A 21,729-nucleotide genomic window follows, 5' to 3' on the forward strand; every position below is an offset into this window, starting at 1 on the left:
GTTACGGCAGGACGCTGAAACCGGTCGGGACAGAACCAACAAGATCGGCGGCACGGAAGCAGGCGGTGAAGGATGCGCTGTTGAAGGTGCCGCAGGCCGGGAAGAGCGTGCCGCCGATGCCGGTAAAGGCAGGGTTTGCTCCGGTTGCCGGATCGCCGCTGGCTTGCCAAACGCCATTCTTCCGGAACCAGATGCTTCCGGGCGCTGTGTCGAACCCGATGCCGATCCGGTCGCCGGCTGTCCAAGACGAGCCGTAACCGACCAAGCCGGAGCCGTCCTTTTGCTTCTCGCCGCTGCTGCGATAGAAGGCGGGGCTGTTGGGCTGCGTCTCGAAATTCCCAAAATTGGTATCGAGAATGCCGACACACATGTCTCCGCCGGACCCGCCGACACACAGCATTTCCCAATAGTATCTCCCGGACGGGATAGAATTCGCCGTGCGAATGCCCCGCCACTGGTTGGATGTCGAAAAGCTGACGGTCAGATTGCTGTTGGTCAAAGCCGCCGTCGTGCTCTTGGCCGTTGGAGACCAACCCCCGGCAAAGGAAAAACCGCTCGGCGCTCCGACCGAATGCCAGCGTGACACGCCATCGCTGATGAGGATGACCGATTGACCCACAGCCAGCAATGCACCGACCGCACCATCGACCGTATCGGAACCGGCCGCACCGATCGCAACAACGATGGTGCCGACGTTCTTCAGAACGATGGGAGTGCCATTGCCGGCCGCCGCAGCGGTCGGCAGGGTCAGCGTGATCGCGCCAGAGCATGGGATCAGCTTTCCAACTTCCGACAGCGCGATGGTGGCACTCGCCGTCTTCGTCGTCACGGCCGGGAACGAAACCAGCCCCACCGCTGCCGCCGGCAGCGTCACGAAGACATCCTTGGTGCCGACACCCCAAGAGACAGCCGCGCCGCTGTTGCTGGACGCCAGGATGGTGTCGCGCGACAGCGAGCCGGGGGAGCCGGCCGTATAGGTGCCGGTGCCGACTTCCCAATTCGTGCCGTCGGCGATGCAGTAATAGACCACCGATCCGGAGCTGAAGGCTTGGGCGAAGGTCTGGAAGCCGGACACCGTGCCGGACAGGGCCACGGAGCCGGTGCCCGTGGTCGTGGTGGTCTGTTTGACCCTGTCTTTGACGAGGGGCATTAGAGTCTCTCCGTGATGGCGAAGGTGTTGGAGTGGTAGCGGGCAAGGTCGCGCCGGGGACGCTGAAGGTCCTTGGCAATGCCCCAGATCGACACGTCGCCGGGGTTCGGATCGCTGGCGTCGAAAATGACCAGGATGTCATCGCTGGTGGCGCACAGGCGCTGTATCTCACGCAGATGCGTGCGCTCTTCTTCGAGCGTCACCAGGCCCAAGGTGAAGGAGGTTGCCCGCGGATTGCCGCGGCGATCGACGAAAGTCTGGCCGGCACGGCCGATGGTCTGCGTGCTCAGCGGCGCCCGGCCGAAGTCATAGCCGAAGGATGGCGAGCGCTCCGGCGTCCATAGGGGTCCAGCGAACAGCCGGCCGCCCCGCAGCTCCGGCACCGTCGGGTCCGACAGGGAGAGGCGCAAGGACCGAGTGGTGACGGGCGCCGGCAGGATATGGATCAGATAGCCGAAGCGTGGGTCCACCCGCGCCGGCACATCGCCGCTGTCGTACAGGTCCGTGGCGCCGGAGGTGTCCGATGCCGTCACCCGGCACAGGCCGGCAGCGGAATGGCTGCTGCCCATCAGGGCGACACAGTCGATGGTCCGCGGCTCCGTCCAGGCCATGTTGATCCAGGCCGACGTCGTCAGCCCGGCTGACCAGCGGCGGGCCGGGTGCGGATCGGTCAACAGGGTCACGGGCTTGGTGCCGACCTGTGCGTTTGCGGAAAGCACGGCGGTGTCGGCGTGGTTGATGTAGCCGATCTTGAAGACGGTGTTCATGTCAGGCCACCAGCACGGTGATTTCGGATCGGGCGTCTTCGGCGTCTTCGGACAGGGCGGCGATGACAGCCAAGGCCCCGCCCTTCAGGCGCCAGCGGGGGTAGTCGATGGTCACCACCTCGCCCAGGTCGCGGGCAAAGGCCTGCGTGCCGAGCGTCAGGCGGTAGAAGCCGCGCGGGGTCTGCCACATCGCCTCCAGCTCCTCCGCCAACTGCCGGGCGTCATCCCGATCGCGGAAGTAGCCGTCGATCGGCGCGGGGTCGCTGGGCTTCTGATAGAAGGCCTTGGTGGTGTCGTTGGTGTATTCCGCGAGCCGCCGCTCTTCCTTCAGCCACTTCTTGCGATCCTCCGTCACCACGCCTGCGATGTCGGAGGCCTGCGGCGTCCAATTCCGGTCATAGCCCACCCTCCAGCGCCACGGCGGTGGCGTCACCTCGCTGGGCAGCTCCAGGGCGGTGGCGGTGACGATGTCCGCCTCATCGTAGGCGGCCACCACCGGCCCGCTGGGCAGGCGGAAGGAGCCGAGAGAGAACACGCCGCGCCGGCTGAAGCCGCCCCAGCCGACGCAGCCGCGCAGCAGCAGCGCCACCATGTCGGCACAGGTGGAGGAATCATCCGGGCCGGCATAGAAGCCGACCGGCCGATGGAACTGCCACGGGGCGGTCGACAGATCGGCGACACGCTCCGCCGGCACCTCTGCCCGGCCCAGCAGCACATGCCCGATGATCTGCGCCGTGGTCTGAAGGAAGACACCACCGACCACCGCGCCCTTCACATCGCAGGTGACCGCGCCCTTTTCGGAGTCGTTCAGGTACTCCACCCGGAACAGGCCTTCAGCCGCACAGGTGATGAAGCTGTTGGCTGGCACGGTCGCGGCGCGCAGGGCGGCAGCGGTGGGATAATCCGGCCCCTTGGTCAGGGCGGCCCCCCGCACATAGACGGCGGGGATGTCGCTGACCCGGCCTCCATGGACCATGAACAGCAGCTCGGCCGGGATGACGAAGGCCGGCGTGACGTTGTTCGCCCAGCCCAGCGCCACCGGCAGCCGCTTGCCCTCCAAGTCGCTGGTGCCGTCCAGCCCACCGGCGCCGGAGAAGGTCCGGTCCTCGAAAGCCACCTCCAGCAGGAACTCCCAACCGCGCAGCTGGACGATCAGGCGCTCGTCGGTCGCGTACCAGCCGGAGGCGGTGCCATCGAACAGCGTCACGAAGTCGCTGAAGCGCCCGCCGGCCGCGCCAACGCGGATGGTGACGGGCCGGCCGGCCACGTCGAAGTCGTGCACCAGGTCGTCATAGGTGCGATCGACGTTGACCAGCTCGGCCTCGCCGTAGGAGACGGCGACGGTGCCGCCCAGCAGGCCGGACAGCAGCGACCGCTCCACCCGCAGGGGGGACAGCAAGGTGCCCGGCATGATCACGTTCTCCGGCTTTTCGCCGAAGCCGGTCTCGAAATCCTCCGTCGCGGCATAGAGCGACAGGACAGCCGATGACGCTGGCGCCTCGGCCGTGGTGGCCAGAGGCGCCTCGCTGACGGAATGACCAAGCATGGAGCTACCTCGGGATCTGACGCATGGTCATTTCGATGGTGTAGACCAGCCGAGACCGGCCGGCGGTCAGCCGCTCGATCGGCAGCTCGCCAAAGCCGTAAGCGACCGATGCCGCTCCGGCCGATGCCGACGCCGAGTGGACTTGGCGCGGCGTGGCAGATGCAGCGGAGACCGCCGCCGCCGCCCCGAAACCGCTGCGAAGGGCGGTCGCGCCGGCCGAGACGGACGAAATTCCGGCAGTGGTCGCCACTCCGGCCGCGCGTTTTGCAGCGGCGCCGGCCGCTGTCCCGGAGGCACTGGCGGCAGCCGATCCGCGGGCCAGCAGCGCAGGCCGTGCCAGACCTGTGCCGGCCCCGCTGGCACCACCCATGCCGGCGGCGACCAAGCCCGACGCTGCCGCCGCGACACCAGACGATGCAGCTGCACCAGCAGCAGGATGCACACGGCTGGCCGTTGCCGAGCTGGACAAGGCACCGCTGGCGCCGCCGGCCGCCGCGGCCACAAGAGCCGGAGCGGCGGTGATGGCGGATGCCGCCGATGCCGTTGCCGCAGGCTGGCCGATCAGGCGCGGCGCCGCAGCTCCGACGGTGGCGGCCGCGGCGGTGGCGCTGGTGGAGGCATAGAGCCGGCCGGCCCCGACGGCGGCCCCGGTGCTGGCGGTGGCACCGGCCCCGCCAGCGGCCCGCACGGCGACTGCTGATGCTGTGCCGGCCCCTGCCGTCCCTCCGGAGGTGGACGCGACAAGGCCCGCCGCAGCCACTGCCGATGACGTTGCCGAGCCAGTCGCCGACACCGAATAGGTGTTGCCGCCCCCGGCTGTCGCCAGCGGCGTATCGGCGGTGGGGCCAAAGCCCAGCATGGCCGGATCAGCTCAGCGACAGCTGGAACTGACCGGCGGCGAACTGGAAATAGTCGGCCGACGCGATGGTCTTGCTGGCGGAGAGGGGGCCGAACCAAAGCATGTTGCCCGCCGTCGCCGCGTCGAAGACGGCGAAGTCGGTGAGGGTGCCCCAGGCGGCGGTCGCCGGGCCGAAGGAAATGGTGGCGCTGTTGGAGGTGGTGCCCGACGATCCGGCCGACATGATGGCGGTGATCGGCTGCCGGCCATAACCGGTGCCGGCCGCGCTCACCTCCGTGCCAGGACCGGACACCGACGATGCAGAAGTCAGCGCCGCGACATAGACCGTGGTCGGCATGGTGAAGGCCGTCTTCCCATTGACGTGGTCCAGCACCTTGTTGCGCAGGTAATTCGACATCGGCATGGGTCATCTTCCTTTCGTTGCATACTGCGGCACGGCCTGCCCGAGCCGGATTTCTTGAGACTGTTTGTCGATGCGGCGGCGCAGCTCCGCGTTCTCCTCGCGAAGGGCGGTGATCTGCCTTTCCATCATGGCGATGACGGTGTCGGCGATGGCGCGGGCGTCCTGCCGCGCCTCCGCCCGGAACTTGCGGAGTTCCGACACCATGGCGCCCACCCCCGCGTCGGACGCGGCAAGGCGCGGCCGAAGGCTGGTGACACCAGCCGGCAGCCAGTCGTTCGCCGCGTTGAAGCGCTGCGCCATCTCGATGCTGGCGTCGTGGGGGAAGATCCGTTCCCCGCCGGCCAGCCGCACCAGCTCCGGCCCTTCCTCGCCCACCCACGCCAGACCAGGCGGGGCGGACGGTGTGCCGGTCGCGAAGCCGGGGATGCTCCGGGCGCCGGACAGCACTTCGTTGATGCCGAAGGTTTTGAACCACAGGGCAAGATTGAAGGTTGGGTCAGCCGACCGGGCGGCGATGATGTCGCTGAAGCCGCCGAAGTTGCTCTCGATGTCAGCGTTGCTGAAGGCCTCCAGCCGCGCCCGCTTCTGTTCCACCGTCCGATCGACGGTCGTCGTCGGCGCCGTGGTGGAGGTGGTGCCGGTCAGCTTCTGAAGCGCCGTCAGCTGCGCCTGGTAGACCAAATAGGACCGTTCCATGATGCTGTTCAGGTCGGTCTGGGCACCATATTGCTTCTGCCCCAGAGCGGCGGCCTCCGCCCGGCTCTTCTGAAGCTCCTTCAGCGTGTCGTTCGCCGTCTTCAGCGTGCTTTCGGCCGTATCCACGCCCAAGGCGGTGGTGTCGCCGAACTCGGCAAAGACGGAGCGAATCCATTTGTAGTCGGTGCTGTCGGTCGGGCCGAAGTAGCTCCGCGCGAGCTGGATCAGGTTCGGCCCCATGGACAGCAGGTCCTGCTTGGCCGCATCCCGCTCCTCATCGCTTTTCGTTGTATCCTTGTAGGTCGCGTAATCAACCGCCGCCTGCCGGCGGGCCTCCTTCAGCCGCTCCAGGTCGCTCAGCGGCGAGTTGTCGTTCAGCGCCAGAGCGTCGAAGGCGCTCCGGAACTGGCGGGCGCTCTGTGCGATCTTCACCGCGCCGTTGGTCAGACCGGTGATGTAGTCCTGCTGCGCCGTGATCTGCTGGTCGTAGGCGCCCAGCACATCGGCCTGTGCGAGCTGGAACGCCTTGGCCGCCCGCTCGGCCGCCTGCACCTGCTGGAGCTGCGTCGTGTCGTAGCCGGCAGCTCGCGCGTCGGCCAGAGCCTTGGCCTGCTGCGCATCGAGCGCGATCAGCTCCGATCCCCGGCTGTTGCCCAGCACGCCATAGAGCCGGCTCTGCACATCGGCCAGGAAGCTCGCCTTTTCCGAGGCATTGGTGCCCAACGCCTTGATGGACTGGGCCAGCTTGCCGATGTCGCTGTTCGCCCCATAGGTGGAGGTGATGACGTCCAGCTGGGTGGCGTCCAGCTGTTTCATGATGCTGTCGAGCTGCGCCGCCCGCAGGGACTGCGCCTTGGTGATCGGCTCCCCCACCGCGGCCAGATCGCGGGCGTTGGTCTGTTCGTCTTCCATCACCTTGGTGATCTGGTTCAGGAAGTCGCGCCCCAGCGCCGAATTGATCTGCTGGTCGAGGTTGGTGTTCAGCGTCTTGGCGAGCTTCTTCAGGGCGTTGCCCAACCCCTCGTCCATCTTCTTCGCCGCGTCGGCCGCGGAGTAGCCGACGGCCTGAAGCACATCGCCCATGCTGGACCACTGCGCCCGGTACTGCGCCGCCTGCGCCTCATAGACTGTGTAGGTCTTGGGATCAGCACCGGAGACCAGCGTGTCGATCCAGTTGCGGGTCGCATTGGCCGCTTTGGTCGCGTCCAGACCGGCGTCGGCTGCCGTCTGGCGGAAGTCCTTGATGGCCGTGGTCAGCTCGGCCGCCGCCGTCTTGCCTTGCTTGCGGGCTGCATCCTCCAGGCCGATCGCGTTGTTCATCGCGTCGACCGAGTCCTGGAAGGTGGCGGCCAGTTGAAGGTGCTTGGTCAGCGCTTCCGACGTGGTGGCGTTGCTCTTGGCCAGCACCGTCTTTACGTCGTCGTTCACACCGGTCAGCGAGCCGTTGCCGATCAGCCCCTTCAGGGACTCCCGCATGTAGAACTGAACGGCTTGGCTCTGGTCGGTGAACTCGGTCTTCTGCCCCGCCTTGTCGCCAACCTGCGGGGTGACGAACCACTTGTTGTCCTTTTGGAAATACTGGATCAGGCCGGTGTTGGCACCGTCGCCGCCGGTCAGCTTGCCGCCGATCCCGGTGATGACCGCGTTCATCGCCTTGGCGATGGAATCGGTCACCTGCTGCATCTGGCCGGCATCAGCCCCATTGTCAGCGAGCGCCTGGTCGGTCCTGAAGCCGCCGGCACCATCCTGCACCAGGTTGCCCGAGCTGTTCGGCCCGACGGTCTTCTTCTGCGTGCCCAGCATGGCCATGACTGCGCTGATGACGGCAGCGGCGGCGATGCCCCACGGCCCACCCACCGCGCCCATGCCCCAGATGGAGGCGCCCAGCCCGGCAGCACCGGCACCGGCAGCGGCGCCCACCAGCGCGCCACCGACTTTGCTGTTCATCGCCGTGCCCGCCAAGCCGCCCAGGAAGCCGCCCGCAATCCCATAGGGCATGGCAGCACCGATGGTGCCGGCGGCGCCCACCAGCGCATTGCCGGAGCTGGTCAGCATCAGGTCGGTGGCGGCAGCTTCCGGGATCACCCCAGCCGCCGACGTGGACAGGCCAAGCGCTTCGCCCAAGCTGCTGGTGGCGAAGGAACCCGCCGCCTGCGTCGCAGCCAAGCCCGATCCGCCGCTCAGCATCTGCCAACCGGACCGACCGAGACTGACCAAGTTGGTGGCGTTGCTCAGCAGCCCGCCCGAACCCTGCGCAGCGCCAGCGATCCCGCCAGCACCAGCCGGAGCCTGGACACCGAAGAGCGACGGCATAGAGCCGACAATCTGCATGGTGATCGGCAAAATGATGTTCTGGTTCAGCATCTCCACGGCCAGGCGCTTTGCCCAGTTCTTGAAGAAGTCCAGCGCGTCACCAGCCTTGGCCTCGCCGGTGATCTGGTCCCACAGGTTCTCCGAGATGTCCTTGCCGATGTCGGTGGCGACGCGGGCGACGTCCTGCTGGTATTTCTCCAGCGTCTTGGTCGCTTCCTGGAATGCTGGGTCAGCGGCCTTTGCTGCTCGATTGAATGTGTCCTGGTCGATAGCCCCAGCGGAAAGAAGGCGGCGGAGGTCGGCCAAGGTATCAACGTACTTCTCGGCGGGCGTGCGCGTGCTCTCGTAGACGCGCCTGCCCTCCCCCATGACCTTGTTGTATTCCTCGACAGCCTTCGCGTCGGCTGCCTTCACCGCAGCGAGGATCTGCTTTTCGAGCTTCTCCTCCGCCTTCTCCCGCGCCTTGGCTGACTTTTCAGCCTCTTTCGCGGCTCTGGAGTTCTCGTCCAGGTGCTTGGTGTATTTCTGCAGGATGTCGTCGGCTTGAGTTTGGGTGAGGATGCCGGCCGCCACCGCATCGCCAAGCTCCTCCTGCTTCTGGCGCAGCGTGACTGTGCGGAGTGTGGCATCGTTGTAAGATGAGACAATGCCGTCCACTCGCTCTCTAAGCTTGTCGATTTCTTCTCCAGAAAATCCGCCAGTCTTGTTCAGGCTGGACCTGAACTTCTCGTAAGCCTGCTGGGCTTCATCCAGACGCTTTGCCGTTTCCGTCGCCGTCTTGGTGGTCCCTTCGTAGACCTTCTGCTCATACTCAATCCGGCTCAGTTCGGCGGGGCCAAGGAAGCGGCCAGGTCCTTGCGCCAAGTACCGCTCATTCGACGCCTTGGTCTGCTCCATGGCCGCCCGCGCGGAAAGCGCGGCGGAGATAGCTATTGCGTCGGCAAGCTCACGCTCTGCAATCGCCGCGCGATACGATGCGCCGGCCTGATCGTTGCGCTCATCGCGAAGCCGCCGGGCCTTATCCACCCCGCTTTCGGTAATCTCCAAACCGGCCCGCGTGGCTGCCGTCAACAAATCGGTGGCCTTGGCCGCCTCCGCCGCAGCCTCGGCCTGCTTCTGGATGATGCCGACCGCCACGCCACCGACATTCACCACCGCGCCTAGCGCCGCGCCGAGCGGACCGAGCGAGCCCAGCAGCTGACCGAGCTGCATGCCGGCCGCGGTGGCGACATTGCCGCCGTTCGCCATCTGATTGGCGAAGTCGCTGACCTGCCAGCCTGCTTGCTGAACGACGCCGTTCAGACGCCTGGTGCTGGCGGCGGCGCTTTCCTGCGCCACAACGGCGGCGCGTGTGGCCGCAATACCTGCGGCTATCGCCTGGGCCGACTGCTGGGAGACCACGCTGGTGCGGCCATAAGCCTGGGCGAGCATGCCCTGGATACGGACGGCCTCCTGAGCCGACCGGTGGCCGTGCTGGACCTGCACGTCGACCGCCTCCAGAGCCCCTTCCAACGTCTTGTAGCTGCGGCGCAGGCGCTCGACGGATTGAGCATCCTGCTCCCGCTGCTGGTAGGCCTGCCGCTGCTCCTGGGACAGCGCTGTATAGCCGCCCGCCAGCTTGCCCGTGCTTGCGGTCAGCTGCTCCAACTCATGCCGGACATTGTCGACCTTCGTCTTGCCGAGCTGGTCGACCTGCTGGGTGATGCCCTCCAGGTCGCGCTTCGCCTGCGCGACATCCGCCTCCACGCTGAAGCGGGCGGTCACATTCCGTCCGGCCATGCTGTCACCGTTCCTGCTGAAGGAGTTCCGCCTCGGCCGCGCTCATGATCTCGAAGGCGTCGAGCATAATGGCGGCCTGATCGCCGTAGCCGCCGGCTTCCGGCAGGTGGCCGGCGGCGGGGATAATGCCGGCGGCCATGCCACCAATCCGCCCCGGGTGGGGGCAATAGGCGCGCCAGTAGCGCACCATCTCAAGGTCGCCGTCGGTCAGGCCGAGGCGGGGGTTTCGCTCGAAGCGTTCTCCGTAGAGGAGCCACGCTGAGCCGTCAGGCGCTTGCTCGTCGCCGTCCGGGAAGGCCTCGGGCTGGAGGCTGACCGCGACGGCGATGCGGAGTTTTTTTCCAACGCCTTGGTCGGGCGCATCAGGTTCATCGCCTTGAAGCCGATCGCCTGCATCTCGCCCTCTTCCAGGGCGGCCAGCGTCTCGTCGGTGGTGAGATTGCCACGGCGCGTGAAAGGCGCGTCGACGTTCTCCCAGCCGAGCAGGAAGTGCCGACAGGCCACGATGGGCGCAACCGACAGATAGAACTCCTGGTCGCCCTCCAGGGCGGCAAAGCGGCCGCCCAGGGCCCGGGCAACGCGGGTGATGCCGGGCCAGCGGTCGCGGACCTCGGGGGCGGCATCCGCCGGCTTGCCGGCAGCCTCCACCTCGTCAACGATGGCCAGCAGCTCCGGCAGGTTGACCGGGGCCACCGCCTCCAGATCCTCGCGCAGCGCGGCGTAGAGGGCGGCGTCGCCGGCATAGGTGGCGCCGGTGGCCAGCAGATCACGGCGGAAGGCGGCGCGCTGCAGGTGGCTGGCGACGGCCAGCAGATAGACCGGCTGCGGTGCCGCGTCGATCTCGTCCTGCACCTTGCCGATTTGACGCTCCAGCGCCTCGTGCTGTTCGACGTCGGTGGCCTCGTCGAGGCGAGCTTGCAGCCAAGCCAGCAATTCAACGCGCGGGGTGAAGCGGACCACGTCCTTCGCGGAAATGGGGAGCATGGGGGTGTTCCTCTGTCGGTGAGGGGTTGGGGTGCGGGCGGAGCCGACATCTCCGCCCGCGCGGGCGCACGAAAGCGCCCCATCGGCCGAAGCCGACAGGCTTGCCCGGTGCCGGCCGGGGGCTCGGGATCAGTGGAGGCAGATGAAGGCGCCGGCGTCCTGACCGGTGCAGGCGAACTGGTGCGTGTTGGTCAGCAGGCCGTTTCGGTCACCCGGCTGCAGGTTGGTGTAGAAGGCCGCGGGGACGGTCAGGCCAACCCGGTTGCCGGCCACCTGACCATAGCTTGCATGGATGATCTGCTGGGTGCCGGCCCGCAGCGCCGCCATGCTGTCGCGGGTGGCGATCAGCGTCTCCAGCGGGTCGCAGCTGCCGGTCATGTTGCGGGCGGTGATGATGGAGGAGTCGAAGGCCTCGGCCGCGTTTGGGTTGTCCGGGTTCGTCATCTGGTTGCCGAACTCGACCGACAGCGACGCCATGGCCGAGACCACGCGGTTCACCAGCGCCTTGCCGCCCTTCCACACCGGCGGGCGGGTGGCGTCGTAGACCAGCCCGGCCGGCACCGCCGCGTCCGTCTTGCTGACGAACATGCCAGTGAAGGTGAAGCTGATTCGGCCCACGTTGCCGCTGGTCAGGCGCAGCGTCGCGTTGCCGCGGCAGCCGGCGACGATGTACTTCACGCCATCCTGGAAGAAGTGGAAGGTCAGGGACGGGATGGAGACCGAGGCCGGTTTGTAGAGCACGTTCACCGGCACCTGATAGCTGGTGCCGGTCGACAGAGCCGTGCCGAACTGGTCGGCCAACGTCGCCACCTTGCCGGCCGTGTAGTCCGCCACGAAGGACGTTGCTCCAGCCGCCGGATTGCCGGTCAACAGCAGCGGCATGCCACGGTAGGCCTGGGCGGTGCCACTGGCGCCGGCGCCGAGCGTCAGGCTGGTGGTGGTACCGGCGGTGGCGGCCTCGGCCGCAACGGGCACGGCGGTGGAGGTGACGGTCTCCGCCCAGCCGCAGGCCTTCAGCAGCTTGCCCCATTCCGGGGCGGTGCCGGCGACGCCCGAGCCCTTCAGCAGGACGTCGAAAGTCAGCTGCACCGTCATGCCGCCGGTGATCGGGCCGCGGCCATCCAGGCTGCCGGTCACCTCGTTGGTCTGGACGGTGTTCGGGTTGAAGCTGATCTGCGGGTTCTCGACCAGCACAGCGTCGGTGCCGGCAACCGGGGAGGCGTCCGCGCCTTCGGTGGTCTCGATCTTCGCCAGGAGGGCGGCATTGCGGGAGCGCAGGGCCATGGCGGAAACTCCTTACTCGGCCACGGGCGCGGTCGGCGCCTCGCTGGCGGGCCGGCGGCCCTTGGTGACGGTCACCGGAGAGGCGGCGGCTTCGGCTGCCTTGCGCTCCTCCTCGGTCAGGTTGATGAGCTGATCGCCGTCGCGAAGCTCGAAGCTGTGGGCGGGAGTCGGCGCCACCGCCGCCGCCCGATGGGCCGGGATGTTCATGGATGCTCTCCGGATGAAAGAAGGGTCAGGGCGCCAGGGCGTAGGGGTCGCCGGGCTTGGTCCAATATTCGACGGCATAGGCGGCGAAGACGTCGCCGCGGCCACCGATCCCCTCACCGTCAGCCGCTCCCTGGTCGGCGTCGGTCAGGTTGATGTCCACAGCGATACCGCCGAGGGTTGGATCGGCCTCGACTGCGCGCTGGAGCGCCGCCCAGAGATCGACGAGCGCCCGGTCGAGGTCTTCGTCGGTGTCGGCACTCGCCAGAGCCGTGACGGTGATGCGCTCGATGTTGCGTACCACCGCCGCCGATGCCTGGTCTGACGAGACCGGAGCGACGTGCATCACCAGCGCCGGCAGCTCCTCATCGGGCACCGGCTGCCGGCGAGCGCGATGCAGGGTGATGGTGCCAGGAACGTTCTCCGCCACCACCACGCGGAGCATCGCCTCGAAGGCGGTGAGTGTTTGCTCGCGGATCGAGATCGGCATCAGCGCAGCTCCAGCCGCCAGAGCAGCCGGTCGGCGTCCGGCCGGCTGGCCTTCTGGACCGTGAAGCTCTGCCCGCCGATGGCCAGCCGGCCCTTCTCCTTCATCTCCGCCACCTCCGCCACCCGAACCTCGGCGATACGCGACGGGGTGATGACGCCCGCTTCGTTGCCGCGCCAGTCGACGTCCGGCTGGACGAAGATGGCCCGGCAGCTGACGGGGGCGCCGCTGGGCGGGGTATAGACCGCATCCACGCCCAGCCGGCGGAAAGTGCTGTCGTGCATGCGCTGGAACGGATCGGCCATGGTCGGGCCCTCCAAAGTCAGGGCGGCCGGAAGGCCGCCCCGGAGCGTCAGTCCTTGGCAGGGGCTGGGGCGGACGCCTTCGGCTCCACCAGCACCTTTTCGGCGCTCTTGGCCTCCAGCAGCGGCTTGGCGACATCGTTGGGCACGTCCAGCTCGGTACCCGGCGGGTGAAGCGTGCCCTGAAACTTGACGCTGTTGAGCGTGCGGATCTTCATCGCGGGTCCCCTTACAGCACGGTGGCGGCGAAGGAGCCGTTCGGGCGGCGCGGATAGACCAGCGGCGCCGACTGGCTCATGACGAAGCGGGCGCTCGGGTCCTCCTGCACCCAACTCTTGGAGAAGATCTCCATCGCCTGCAGGCCGGCGGCTTCGTCGCGGATCGCGCCGAAGGCCCGCACGCCCTCGACGTTGGGACCGAATCCCAGGACGGTGCCGCTCGGCAGCAGCGGCGTCACGGCGCCGGTATCGGGATGGTCGTAGTATTCGCTGTAGACCCAGATGTCGAAGGAGCCGATCGAACCCTTCCACTGGGCGCCCGCCACATAGGTGGAGGGGCCGAGCTCCACCGGCGTGCCTGCGGCGCGGCGGATTTCCAGCAGCTTCTCGACCTGGCCGTTGTTGCGAAACGCCTTCCAGGCATCGGGGTCCATCACGATGGTGGTGATGACCGCGCCCTCGGTCTTGTGGACCAGCTCCGCCCACTCCTCCAGGTCGTCGATTGGCGTGCTGCTGGCATCACTCCAGCGGTCGGTGCCGGTCAGGGTGATGGACAGCGCCGAGGCGCGACCGAAGCTGACCACCTGGGTGGGGAAGCCCTCACCGGTAACGGTCACCTGACCGAGGCGCAGGGCCTCGGCGGCCATGATCTCCAGGCGGCGGGTGATCTGGCTGACATGGTCCTCCAGGATCGAGCGCACCGTCGCCATCAGGCGCTGCATCGGGTTCAGCGTGCCGGTGAGCTGCTCGCCCGCCTGGCGCTTGAACGAACGGTTGGGATCGACCACCGCTTTCGGCTTGATGCAGGCCGGCTTGTAGAGGCGGGTGCTGTAGCCGTCCTGCGACTGGACCTTGCCGGCCACCAGCGGCGAGACGAAGGGAGCGACCTTGCGGTTGCCGATCTCGATGTCGACGGCGATCTGCTCGGCCGTCTCGGTCTGCACGGTGCCGAAAATGGTGTCGAGCAGGAAGGCCTTGGGCCGCTTCAGGCTCTGCACCACGCCGTTGAGGACGGCGGTATCGTAGATGTTCATGGGGCTCGTTCCTATGAGCGTGGCGGCGGAGCGCCAGGGGAATCAGCGGATGGAAGCGGTCAGCGGATGAAGATGCTGACGTCGCGCAGGGCGTCGCGGACGGACGCCAGCGTGTGCCCGGTGCCCAGCGTCAGCGCGCTACCCAGGAACTCGCCGGTCTCGAAGATGCCGATGGTCTGGTCACCGCCGCTGGCATCGCATGCGTCCACCAGGATGGCGGAGGGCGCCTGGCTGCCGTCACTCGAGGCCGACAGGCTCAGCGTGTACTTGCCGGACGCGGTGATCTTGCCAAGCACGGCGCCGCGGGGGAGGTTCTGCCCGGTGATCAACGTCACGCTGCGGGTAGCGCGCGGGAAGTCGCCGGCGACCAGCTGGTCGGGGCTGTAGGTCTCGGTGGTCACACCGGGCTGGTAGATGGGCATGGGGTCGGTCTCCTGCTGTGCGGGAGAAGGCCGGGCGTTACGCGCCGGCCTTCAGGATCTGAGCGACCAGCGCCTGGGCGTCGTCACCGGTGCCCGCTTCGGCATCGGCGCCGACCTGCGGGTTGGGGACGGAGCCCATTGCGGCGACGAAAGGGTTGGCCGGAGTGGCGGCCGGCGCGGCCGCAGCCGGCGAGGCCTTCAGGATGCCGACGGCCTGCTCGGCGCTCAGGTCGGTGGTGAAGGCCAGCTGGGCGGCGAGCTGAACGCGGCCTTCGGCCTCGGGCGCGGCGAAGATGGAAGCGCAGCGGGTGCGCTCGTCCTGCCGGGCCTGAGCCACGGCATCGGTCGAGGCGGCCGGGGCGGCGGGCGCCGGGGTTTCGGCACCGGTTGCGGCCGGAGCCGGAGCGGCACCCTGCGCCGCCGGGGCCGGAGCCTGGGCCGGGGGCTGGGTTCCGGCGGCCTGCGGCGGCTGCGTCGCTGCCGGAGCCGCCGGCACCGCTGCCGTGGTACGGCCAAAGCCGAGATGGGCGAAATTGAACTTCATGGGTCACACGCTCCTTTGGGCGTTGAGGTGATCGATCAGCGCCTGGAGCGCCTTGTCCGGCGCCAGGACGATGTCGGCGAATCCCTGAGCGACCGCCTCGGCCGTGCCGGCCGGGCCTTCCCAGGTGCGGGCCTCCGATGCCAGCACGGCGTCGAGGTCAAGGGTTGCGCCGGCAGCGGCGCGGTTGGCGGCGACGGAGCCGGCGAAGAGGCGGCGCAGGACCTCGCACTCGCCGGTCCAGCGCTCCTGCACATCGTTGGGCAGCGGCTCATAGGCGTTGCCGTCCGCCTTGCGGGCGCCGGCCTTGATCACCGTCGCCTTGATGCCGGCTTCGGCGAGGGCGGCGCTGAGATCCCAATGCACCATGATCACGCCGATGGAGCCGACGCCGCCGGTGCGCGGCACGCTGATGCTGTCGGCGGCGCTCGCCAGCCAGTAGGCGGCCGAGTAGGCGAACTCAGCGAGGATCGACACGACCGGCTTGCCGGCCGCCGCCTTGGCCTCGACAATCCAGTCGGCTAGATCGGCGACACCGGAGACCAACCCGCCGCCGCTGTTCACCACCAGGGCGATGGCGTGGACCTGCGGATCCTCGAAGGCAATGGCGAGCTGCAGGCGAAGGCAATTGCAGCCGGTCACATAGCTGGAGCCGATGTACCAGAAGGACGGCACGATCATGCCGGTGACGCCGATCAGCGCCACGCCCTCCACCACGTCGTAGGGCCGGCCGGCGCTGCCGATGTCATCGATGTAGATGGCGCCCTTCGGCGGTGGGGCGTCCTGCCCGACGGCGGACGCGCACCAAGGCACCCAGGACGGTGCCAGCAGCGTCGGGCCGGGTTCCGGCAGCAGGATCATGACTGGTCTCCAGCTTGCTCTTCGTCCAGCGGCGGTCCGCCGTTGTGTCCGATCTGCGCTGCCTGCTCCCAAGGCAGGGGCAGGCCATGCTGTCGCAGGAACTTCGCCTCGCTGGCGCGCTGCTCGGCCACCTCGCGCCAGTCCTTGCCCTGCTCGGCACACTCGTCTTCCAGGGTGGAGACGCCGATCTTCATCCGCAGTTCGGCCGCCTGAGCCTCCTTCACCGGATCGACCCAGCCCTTACCGGCGCCGATCCAGCGGCAGCGGCTGTAGGCGAAGCGGTTCTGGTAGAAATCCGGCGCCTCGACCTCGCCGAGGTTCACCGCCTCCTCCAGCCAGAGTTCGTAGACCGGAGAGGCCCAGTAGGTGGCCAGCCACTGTCGACGGCCGTTGAAGAACCGCCATGCTTCCAGCAGCGCCGCCCGGGCGCTGGAGTAGTTGGTCTGGCTGAAATCCTTCAGCAGCAGCTCGTAGGGGATGTTCAGGCCGGCGGCGATGTGGCGCAGCACCGACTTGGTGAACGCATCAAAGGCGGTCGCCGGCCGGGCCGGGGCGAAGGGCTGCACCTCGTCGCCCGGGAACAGCGGCAGGACGGCCCCACCCTGGAGACGCACGGAGTGTCCGGCGCGGGCGTCGAGGTATTTGTCCGGCGAACCGAACAGCCCGGCGATGGCCTCGGCCGGCATGCTGCTCTTCACGAAGGCGGCGATCATCGCGTTGACGATGGCGGCCTTCAGCTCGGCGCCGCTGTAGGTGTCCAGCATCTTGAACTGCGGCAGCACCGCGCTCAGCAGCGGCTTGCCGCGGTTCTGTCCAGTTCGCTCGCGGTCATGGATGTGGATGACCTGCCGCCGCCCCCAATAGGTGAAGGCCGGAACCCGCGTCCACTGGTAGAGGTCCGGCGTCCAGCTCAGCAGGTCGCCTGGATGGCTGTTGCGCACATGGTAGGCGAGCGGCGCCCCGTAGCGGTCGAGCTCGATGCCGCCGCGCAGGGTGGCGGTGTCCTGCTGGCCCAGCGGATTGGAGAGGCGGTCGGCCTCCACCACCTGCAGGCAAGTCGCATAGGTCCGCTCCCGGCTCGGCAGCCACAGCGGCAGCGCCAGCCCCTCGCCGTTCAGCAGGCCACCGCGGAACACCTGCATGGTCAGGCCGGCGAAGTTGAGCGTGCGGGCGGCGTCGCAGTTGGTGGTCTCCGCCCAGGCGCGCCACTTCGCCTCCACCACCTCGCTCCACTCGTCGGCCCAAGCCTTGTCCCGGCCGAGCGCCCGGTAATCGGGCGTGGCCGACAGGCGCAGCCCGGTGCCGACGACGTTGTCGAGGATGGACTGGATGCCGCCGGCGGCGATGCCGTTGTTCCGCGCCAGGTCGCGCGAGCGCGCCACCAGGGTGCCAAGCTCGGGCAGAAGTTCGGCGTCGGCGGACGTCGGCAGCACCTGCCAGGACGCCAGCTCGCGCGCCGTCATGGAGGCGCCGGCATAGGAGGTGTCGGCCGCAGCCCGGCGGGGCGGCGGCACCTCGTTGCCGTAGCGGTCGGTGATGATGAAGCCGGTCATCAGAAGCTCATCAGGATCGGGCCGCGACGGGCGCCGGAGAGGCGGTCGATCTCGCTGCGCAGCGTGGCGATGTAGCGCTCCAGCTTTGCGGCATCGGCCGGCCCGTACTCGACGGCCTTGCCGCTGGAGGCGACGCGCACCTCCATCTCCCCCATGTGCAGGCGATGCAGGGCGTCCTCGGCCTCGGCGAGCCGAGTCCGGAGCGTGGCGAGGTCTGCCATGAGGTGTCCTCAGAGGTGTGGATCGTCGGCGTAGGTCGCCTTGGGCATCGGCAGGCTGTAGCCGGCCGATGCGGTCTTGCTGTCGGACGGAGGCGGCAGCGGGCGGAGCGCATGGACCTGCATCAGCTCCGCCGCCGCAGCCTGCATCATCTCGGCGTCGAGGTAGTGGTTGTCCTTGTTCTGCCGGACCCAGACCGCCGCACCGCTGGGCTTCACCACCCGGGTTTCGGCGACGACCTGCCGGCAGTAGGCCTCGGTGACGTCGGATGGCACATGCCAGCCGCCGGGCTCACCCGCCGGCCAGTCAATGCGCGCCATCACCCACGACTTGAAGAAGTCGCTGTCGAGATGGTGGAGCATGATGCCCGCCCACTTCGCCGCCTTGCCCTTGGCGTCGACCGCCGCCTGCGCCGTCTTGATCGGCGTCGGCAGGTGGTCGTGACCCTTGATCGCCCGGACCTTGCTGGCGGGGTAGCGCCGGCAGAAATCGTAAATGGCATTCGTCGGGCGCCGCCATTTGTCGCCCGGCCGGTAGCCGGAATCGATCAGCACGATGTTGAACGGCTCGCCGTCGATGCCGCCGTCGATCAGTTCCGCCAAGTCGTTCCAGACCTCCGGGCGCTCGGTCTCGCCCGGTAGGAAGGCCGCCCGCAGCAGCCAGCTTTCGTAGCGGGCGCCCCAGCCGCGTGCGACGACATAGAGGCCGTATTTCTGCACGTCGACCGTCAGCGCAATGCGCTGGACGCCATAGGGCACCTCGCCGGTCTCATAGGCCTGAGCCAGGGCTGCAATTTGCTCCCAGGCACGGGCCTGCCCGCCGGCGGCGTTGCGGAAGAGCTCGCCGAGGCGGGTGTTCACCACCGTCTGCAGACGCTCCATGTCGCCCGAGCGCACCGCACGCACATAGTCGGCGGCACGGCTGCCGAAGGAGACGAAGGGCGACGCAAGACCACTGACCCAGAAGCTGATCGTGTCGCCGGTCAGCTCCGGGCCGCTCACGGTCCCATCCGGCGCCACCCGCTGTCCGGGAGCGACGAACACGGCGCGGGCGTTCATCTCCGCCTTGGAGTGGTCGAAGATCCTCATACCGCAGTCCGGGCACTCCAGGTGCGCCGTCCGCGACGCTGTGGCCGGCGAGGTGCTGTCGAAACGCAGGACCGAGAAGCGCGGAATGAAGAACTCGCCGCAATGCGGACAGGGCCACGCCCACTCGTGCCGGGTTCCCTCCTGCCACAGCTTCCAGGTGGCGCTGTCAATGTCCTCGGGATCGGCGACTTTCCAGTGCCACAGTCCGCTGTCCGGGTGCCGCTCCGCCTCGACATTGCCGATCAGTGGCGTGGAGGTGACGCCGATGCAGAAGCCGGGATAGGTTTCACCGCGGGCGCGAGCCAGCTCCACCGGATCGCCTTCGCCCTTGATGTCCCCGTCCATGCGGTCGCGTTCGTCGACGATGACGAGACCCGCCGGCTGACCGGCAAGCTCGGCCGCCGATCCCGCCCAGCCAAGCCGGATCTCGGCGCCGGACACGATCTTGAGCGTCTTGCGGTTCTTCTTCCCCCACTGCGTCTTGGCCGAGAGCGACGTCGAGCTTTTCAGCATCTCCGTCAGCCGGGGCTCGATCGTGTTCTCCACGAAGTTCCGGCTCGGACCGAAGTAGATGATCGGCACCGGGGCGTCGTCCATCCGCTTGCCGATGACGTTGAGCACGCCGGTGCTCTTGGTCATCTGCGAGCCCATGACGAACACGATCATGCGCCAGCGGGGATCGTCGAAGGCGCGCTGGATCGGGACCATGTAGGGCACGCGCTGCGGCCGGTATTTTCCTGGCTCTGCCGATTTCGGTGGAAGGACGACGTTCTCCGCCGCCCATTCATCCGTGTGGCGCTTCTTCGGCGGGCGCACCGTCTTCGCCGCCCTCCGGAGGAGCGCCGCCAGCTTCGGCGAGGACGGCGGCCTTGTCGAAGAGGTCGGCGACGGCAGAGAGGACGGCTCGGTGTTCGTCACGAATGATTTCCTCGATGCGCGCGGCCTCTCCCCCGGTCAGGCCGGCGATGATGGAGGCAGTGCGCCCGGCGATGCCTTCCAGCCCTTGCCGGTACATCGTGTTGGCAGCATCCCAGGCCGCTTCCACCTCAGCGCGACTGATGTGCTCGCGGTCGAACTCCAGCAGCTTGCGCCGCCGCAGCTCGGCCGAGTAATGGGCGTCGCGGGCACGGGCGGCGATCAGCTCGGAGGCTTCGCCCGGCGGCGCGGTGATCAGGGGCCGCTTGGACGGTGCCACCTGGCGCTTGGCCGATGCCGAAGGCTCCGGTTCGCTCGGGACCTGCACCTTCGACTTCGGCTTGGTCGGGTCGAGGTTGGCCTGACGCCACCGGTCGGCCTCGTCCGGCTCCACCAACCCGTTGTGGGTGGGCATGCCGGCCTTGACGTAGCGGCTGATCTGGGAGCGGTGGACCCCGATGCGGGCGGCGTACTCGGCCTTGCTGATGAAGGTGTTGCGTCCGGCCATGTTGCGTTGACCTCAGCCGGCCGGAACAATCGACCGAAGCGAGAGAATGTCGCAGTCGTGACAAAGGTTTGGGTGGCGTTCTTCACACCACCGCGACCGATGCAACGGCTGTTGCGTTGGAATTTCCGGCGGAATATCCCCGATACCCGCACTTGTCCCACCCGTGATGCCCGACCCCTGGGAAGGACCCGTTCGACCCCGGTCGGTCAGCCGCCGCCCCGTGGCTGGCCCTACCCGGCCCCTCTAGCGCCCCGTGGCGGGCCTCCGCCCTCGGGTCGCCGCTCGGGAGAGGCTGAAGGCGCGGCGCATCACCGGCCCTCTCAGCGCTCCCGCACCGCGTCGGCGATCATCGCCGGGTAGCGGGTCTGCCACCGGGCAACGATGGCATCGAGGTCGAGGCGCTTGCGGATGGTGGTCTCGCGGACCAGAACGAACATCAGGATCAGCTTGGCCTCCCTGCCCTGAGCGATGCGGCCGCTGGTGGCGCGGCGCACCCCGCCCGACTTGCCGGCGACGACGTCGGCGAACAGCAGCACCACTCGGCCCTTGGCGACAGATCGCAGAGGACCGAACCGCTCCGCCACTTGATCGGGGGTGAGGAAGCGGCCACGCGATCCCTTCGGGCAGTTCTTGGTCGGGATGGCGAGCCATCCACGCTTCGACCGGATCGTCGCGCCCTCGTTGAAGGCGTCAATGATCCGTTCCCAGCGACGCGCCGACGGTGCCCGGCCCCGGACGAACACCTCGGCAGCGGGGTGGAAGCTGTAGGTGCCGCCGCCCGGGTAGGCGGCATAGCCCAGCGCCCGACCGAGGTTCCCAAGACCGGCGCCTGACATCGCGCTCCGCATCTCCTCCCGCATGGTGGAGGCGGCGTGTTCCGTGATGTCGGTTAGGCGGCGGGCGTTCTGATCGCTCCAGTCGTCGAAGACCTTCTCCAGGCTGCCGGTGATGGTGACGCTGGCGCGCATGAAGTCAGGCCCGGACAGGCACGTCGATGGTCCAGCCGTCCATGGCGCCAACGGCGATGTGTCCGTCGGGGATGCCCCGCATCAGCGGTTGGAGGAAACGGGAGGCGTCGGCGTAGCCCATGGCGATGGCGATTTCCTCGGCGGTTTCGGCCGCGACGGCAATGGCCTGTGACAGAGGTTTGCGTTCGGTCGTCATCATCGGTCTCCCAAGAACAGCGTGGCGAAGCACAGCAGGGCGATGGTCGCGCCCGTCCACCAGAGAGCGTCGGCGAGCAGCGCAGGCGTCATGATCAGCCCTCCCCACCGGGGAGCTTGCCGGCACGCCATGCCAGCAGCGTCTTCAGGATTTCGGATCCGGCATAGCCTGCGCAGGTGCCGATACCCGTGGCCGTCAGCGTGTCGGCGTTGAGCTGCTGAGCGACCGAACCTGCGGCGATGGTCAGCGCGCCCATGGTCGGCAGGTCGAGGACGACCATACGCAGCAATCCCTTCCATCCGCTGTGGCGCGCTTCACGAGACCAGCGCGCAACCATGCCGGCGGCAACGCCAACCGCGGTGGGGGCGAGCGAACGCGCCATCTGGGCAAGGTCGTGAGTGGTGGGATCGGCCATGGCAGGCTCCGGGCATA

General features: G+C 68.1%; 24 protein-coding genes. All 24 read right to left on the reverse strand.

The annotated features are described in order from the left end of the window. Position 1: 1 nt before the first annotated feature. The 24 genes from FZ983_RS16940 to FZ983_RS17045 all read right to left on the reverse strand — a co-directional run bounded on the left by FZ983_RS16940 (position 2) and on the right by FZ983_RS17045 (position 21,712). Complete coding sequence (locus tag FZ983_RS16940; protein WP_149224680.1) at positions 2-1,150, reverse strand: SPRY domain-containing protein; 1,149 nt, start codon at positions 1,148-1,150, stop codon at positions 2-4. Further along, on the reverse strand, positions 1,150-1,917 hold the full coding sequence (locus FZ983_RS16945) for a hypothetical protein (protein ID WP_149224681.1): 768 nt from the start codon (positions 1,915-1,917) through the stop codon (positions 1,150-1,152). The genes FZ983_RS16940 and FZ983_RS16945 overlap by 1 nt, the downstream gene beginning before the upstream one ends. 1 nt (position 1,918) lies before the next feature. Beyond that, positions 1,919-3,463, reverse strand: coding sequence for a hypothetical protein (locus FZ983_RS16950; protein ID WP_149224682.1), 1,545 nt, complete (start codon positions 3,461-3,463; stop codon positions 1,919-1,921). 4 nt (positions 3,464-3,467) lie between these two features. Beyond that, positions 3,468-4,322: a hypothetical protein gene (locus FZ983_RS16955; RefSeq protein ID WP_149224683.1), complete on the reverse strand. Its 855-nt coding sequence runs from the start codon at positions 4,320-4,322 to the stop codon at positions 3,468-3,470. 7 nt (positions 4,323-4,329) lie between these two features. Next, on the reverse strand, positions 4,330-4,725 hold the full coding sequence (locus FZ983_RS16960; RefSeq protein WP_149224684.1) for a hypothetical protein: 396 nt from the start codon (positions 4,723-4,725) through the stop codon (positions 4,330-4,332). A 3-nt stretch (positions 4,726-4,728) separates the two neighbouring features. Next, complete coding sequence (locus tag FZ983_RS16965; protein ID WP_149224685.1) at positions 4,729-9,513, reverse strand: hypothetical protein; 4,785 nt, start codon at positions 9,511-9,513, stop codon at positions 4,729-4,731. A 4-nt stretch (positions 9,514-9,517) separates the two neighbouring features. Continuing rightward, on the reverse strand, positions 9,518-9,652 hold the full coding sequence (locus FZ983_RS35075; protein ID WP_282187002.1) for a hypothetical protein: 135 nt from the start codon (positions 9,650-9,652) through the stop codon (positions 9,518-9,520). A gap of 68 nt (positions 9,653-9,720) precedes the next feature. Further along, positions 9,721-10,497, reverse strand: a complete 777-nt coding sequence (locus tag FZ983_RS16970) for a hypothetical protein (protein WP_149224686.1) — start codon at positions 10,495-10,497, stop codon at positions 9,721-9,723. 129 nt (positions 10,498-10,626) lie between these two features. Continuing rightward, on the reverse strand, positions 10,627-11,781 hold the full coding sequence (locus FZ983_RS16975) for a hypothetical protein (RefSeq protein WP_149224687.1): 1,155 nt from the start codon (positions 11,779-11,781) through the stop codon (positions 10,627-10,629). 12 nt (positions 11,782-11,793) lie between these two features. Then, positions 11,794-11,988, reverse strand: coding sequence for a hypothetical protein (locus tag FZ983_RS16980; protein WP_149224688.1), 195 nt, complete (start codon positions 11,986-11,988; stop codon positions 11,794-11,796). A 25-nt stretch (positions 11,989-12,013) separates the two neighbouring features. After that, the gene (locus tag FZ983_RS16985; RefSeq protein ID WP_149224689.1) at positions 12,014-12,475 is read right to left on the reverse strand and encodes a hypothetical protein; all 462 of its coding nucleotides are present in this window, start codon (positions 12,473-12,475) and stop codon (positions 12,014-12,016) included. Continuing rightward, entirely contained in the window at positions 12,475-12,777 is a 303-nt protein-coding gene (locus FZ983_RS16990; protein ID WP_149224690.1) for a hypothetical protein, read from the reverse strand. Before FZ983_RS16990 ends, FZ983_RS16985 begins: the two co-directional genes overlap by 1 nt. A 47-nt stretch (positions 12,778-12,824) precedes the next feature. After that, the gene (locus FZ983_RS34145; RefSeq protein ID WP_188092369.1) at positions 12,825-12,992 is read right to left on the reverse strand and encodes a hypothetical protein; all 168 of its coding nucleotides are present in this window, start codon (positions 12,990-12,992) and stop codon (positions 12,825-12,827) included. Between the two features lie 11 nt (positions 12,993-13,003). Continuing rightward, positions 13,004-14,026, reverse strand: coding sequence for a major capsid protein (locus tag FZ983_RS16995; RefSeq protein WP_149224691.1), 1,023 nt, complete (start codon positions 14,024-14,026; stop codon positions 13,004-13,006). Positions 14,027-14,085: 59 nt separating this feature from the next. Beyond that, on the reverse strand, positions 14,086-14,448 hold the full coding sequence (locus FZ983_RS17000) for a head decoration protein (protein WP_149224692.1): 363 nt from the start codon (positions 14,446-14,448) through the stop codon (positions 14,086-14,088). A 37-nt stretch (positions 14,449-14,485) separates the two neighbouring features. Beyond that, the gene (locus tag FZ983_RS17005; protein ID WP_149224693.1) at positions 14,486-14,992 is read right to left on the reverse strand and encodes a hypothetical protein; all 507 of its coding nucleotides are present in this window, start codon (positions 14,990-14,992) and stop codon (positions 14,486-14,488) included. A gap of 3 nt (positions 14,993-14,995) precedes the next feature. Next, a complete protein-coding gene (locus tag FZ983_RS17010) occupies positions 14,996-15,850 on the reverse strand; it encodes a S49 family peptidase (RefSeq protein WP_149224694.1) in 855 nt (284 codons plus the stop codon). Then, complete coding sequence (locus tag FZ983_RS17015) at positions 15,847-17,403, reverse strand: phage portal protein (RefSeq protein WP_149224695.1); 1,557 nt, start codon at positions 17,401-17,403, stop codon at positions 15,847-15,849. Before FZ983_RS17015 ends, FZ983_RS17010 begins: the two co-directional genes overlap by 4 nt. Continuing rightward, positions 17,403-17,624 carry a gpW family head-tail joining protein gene (gene gpW, locus FZ983_RS17020; RefSeq protein WP_149224696.1) on the reverse strand — a complete coding sequence of 74 codons (222 nt, stop codon included), beginning with the start codon at positions 17,622-17,624 and terminating at the stop codon, positions 17,403-17,405. The genes FZ983_RS17015 and gpW overlap by 1 nt, the downstream gene beginning before the upstream one ends. A 9-nt stretch (positions 17,625-17,633) precedes the next feature. Continuing rightward, entirely contained in the window at positions 17,634-19,526 is a 1,893-nt protein-coding gene (locus FZ983_RS17025; protein ID WP_282187004.1) for a terminase gpA endonuclease subunit, read from the reverse strand. Continuing rightward, entirely contained in the window at positions 19,495-20,133 is a 639-nt protein-coding gene (locus FZ983_RS34730) for a hypothetical protein (RefSeq protein ID WP_149224698.1), read from the reverse strand. Before FZ983_RS34730 ends, FZ983_RS17025 begins: the two co-directional genes overlap by 32 nt. Before the next feature lie 320 nt (positions 20,134-20,453). Next, the gene (locus FZ983_RS17035; RefSeq protein ID WP_149224699.1) at positions 20,454-21,101 is read right to left on the reverse strand and encodes a DUF6441 family protein; all 648 of its coding nucleotides are present in this window, start codon (positions 21,099-21,101) and stop codon (positions 20,454-20,456) included. 4 nt (positions 21,102-21,105) lie between these two features. Beyond that, the gene (locus tag FZ983_RS17040) at positions 21,106-21,297 is read right to left on the reverse strand and encodes a hypothetical protein (RefSeq protein ID WP_149224700.1); all 192 of its coding nucleotides are present in this window, start codon (positions 21,295-21,297) and stop codon (positions 21,106-21,108) included. A 94-nt stretch (positions 21,298-21,391) separates the two neighbouring features. After that, on the reverse strand, positions 21,392-21,712 hold the full coding sequence (locus FZ983_RS17045) for a hypothetical protein (protein WP_149224701.1): 321 nt from the start codon (positions 21,710-21,712) through the stop codon (positions 21,392-21,394). Between the last annotated feature and the right edge of the window lie 17 nt (positions 21,713-21,729).

Origin of the sequence: Azospirillum sp. B21 (assembly GCF_008364825.1) — a bacterium.
Taxonomy (GTDB): Bacteria; Pseudomonadota; Alphaproteobacteria; order Azospirillales; family Azospirillaceae; genus Azospirillum.

Excerpts from the sequence above, each read along its gene's own strand:
- FZ983_RS17010 (WP_149224694.1), bottom strand. The coding sequence starts at position 15,850 with ATGATCCTGCTGCCGGAACCCGGCCCGACGCTGCTGGCACCGTCCTGG.
- FZ983_RS16950 (WP_149224682.1), bottom strand. The coding sequence starts at position 3,463 with ATGCTTGGTCATTCCGTCAGCGAGGCGCCTCTGGCCACCACGGCCGAG.
- FZ983_RS16975 (WP_149224687.1), bottom strand. The coding sequence starts at position 11,781 with ATGGCCCTGCGCTCCCGCAATGCCGCCCTCCTGGCGAAGATCGAGACC.
- FZ983_RS17015 (WP_149224695.1), bottom strand. The coding sequence starts at position 17,403 with ATGACCGGCTTCATCATCACCGACCGCTACGGCAACGAGGTGCCGCCG.
- FZ983_RS16955 (WP_149224683.1), bottom strand. The coding sequence starts at position 4,322 with ATGCTGGGCTTTGGCCCCACCGCCGATACGCCGCTGGCGACAGCCGGG.
- FZ983_RS16970 (WP_149224686.1), bottom strand. The coding sequence starts at position 10,497 with ATGCTCCCCATTTCCGCGAAGGACGTGGTCCGCTTCACCCCGCGCGTT.
- FZ983_RS34145 (WP_188092369.1), bottom strand. The coding sequence starts at position 12,992 with ATGAAGATCCGCACGCTCAACAGCGTCAAGTTTCAGGGCACGCTTCAC.
- FZ983_RS34730 (WP_149224698.1), bottom strand. The coding sequence starts at position 20,133 with ATGGCCGGACGCAACACCTTCATCAGCAAGGCCGAGTACGCCGCCCGC.
- FZ983_RS16945 (WP_149224681.1), bottom strand. The coding sequence starts at position 1,917 with ATGAACACCGTCTTCAAGATCGGCTACATCAACCACGCCGACACCGCC.
- FZ983_RS16940 (WP_149224680.1), bottom strand. The coding sequence starts at position 1,150 with ATGCCCCTCGTCAAAGACAGGGTCAAACAGACCACCACGACCACGGGC.
- FZ983_RS17035 (WP_149224699.1), bottom strand. The coding sequence starts at position 21,101 with ATGCGCGCCAGCGTCACCATCACCGGCAGCCTGGAGAAGGTCTTCGAC.
- FZ983_RS16960 (WP_149224684.1), bottom strand. The coding sequence starts at position 4,725 with ATGCCGATGTCGAATTACCTGCGCAACAAGGTGCTGGACCACGTCAAT.
- FZ983_RS35075 (WP_282187002.1), bottom strand. The coding sequence starts at position 9,652 with ATGGCCGCCGGCATTATCCCCGCCGCCGGCCACCTGCCGGAAGCCGGC.
- FZ983_RS16980 (WP_149224688.1), bottom strand. The coding sequence starts at position 11,988 with ATGAACATCCCGGCCCATCGGGCGGCGGCGGTGGCGCCGACTCCCGCC.
- FZ983_RS16995 (WP_149224691.1), bottom strand. The coding sequence starts at position 14,026 with ATGAACATCTACGATACCGCCGTCCTCAACGGCGTGGTGCAGAGCCTG.
- FZ983_RS16985 (WP_149224689.1), bottom strand. The coding sequence starts at position 12,475 with ATGCCGATCTCGATCCGCGAGCAAACACTCACCGCCTTCGAGGCGATG.
- gpW (WP_149224696.1), bottom strand. The coding sequence starts at position 17,624 with ATGGCAGACCTCGCCACGCTCCGGACTCGGCTCGCCGAGGCCGAGGAC.
- FZ983_RS17000 (WP_149224692.1), bottom strand. The coding sequence starts at position 14,448 with ATGCCCATCTACCAGCCCGGTGTGACCACCGAGACCTACAGCCCCGAC.
- FZ983_RS16965 (WP_149224685.1), bottom strand. The coding sequence starts at position 9,513 with ATGGCCGGACGGAATGTGACCGCCCGCTTCAGCGTGGAGGCGGATGTC.
- FZ983_RS16990 (WP_149224690.1), bottom strand. The coding sequence starts at position 12,777 with ATGGCCGATCCGTTCCAGCGCATGCACGACAGCACTTTCCGCCGGCTG.
- FZ983_RS17005 (WP_149224693.1), bottom strand. The coding sequence starts at position 14,992 with ATGAAGTTCAATTTCGCCCATCTCGGCTTTGGCCGTACCACGGCAGCG.
- FZ983_RS17040 (WP_149224700.1), bottom strand. The coding sequence starts at position 21,297 with ATGACGACCGAACGCAAACCTCTGTCACAGGCCATTGCCGTCGCGGCC.
- FZ983_RS17045 (WP_149224701.1), bottom strand. The coding sequence starts at position 21,712 with ATGGCCGATCCCACCACTCACGACCTTGCCCAGATGGCGCGTTCGCTC.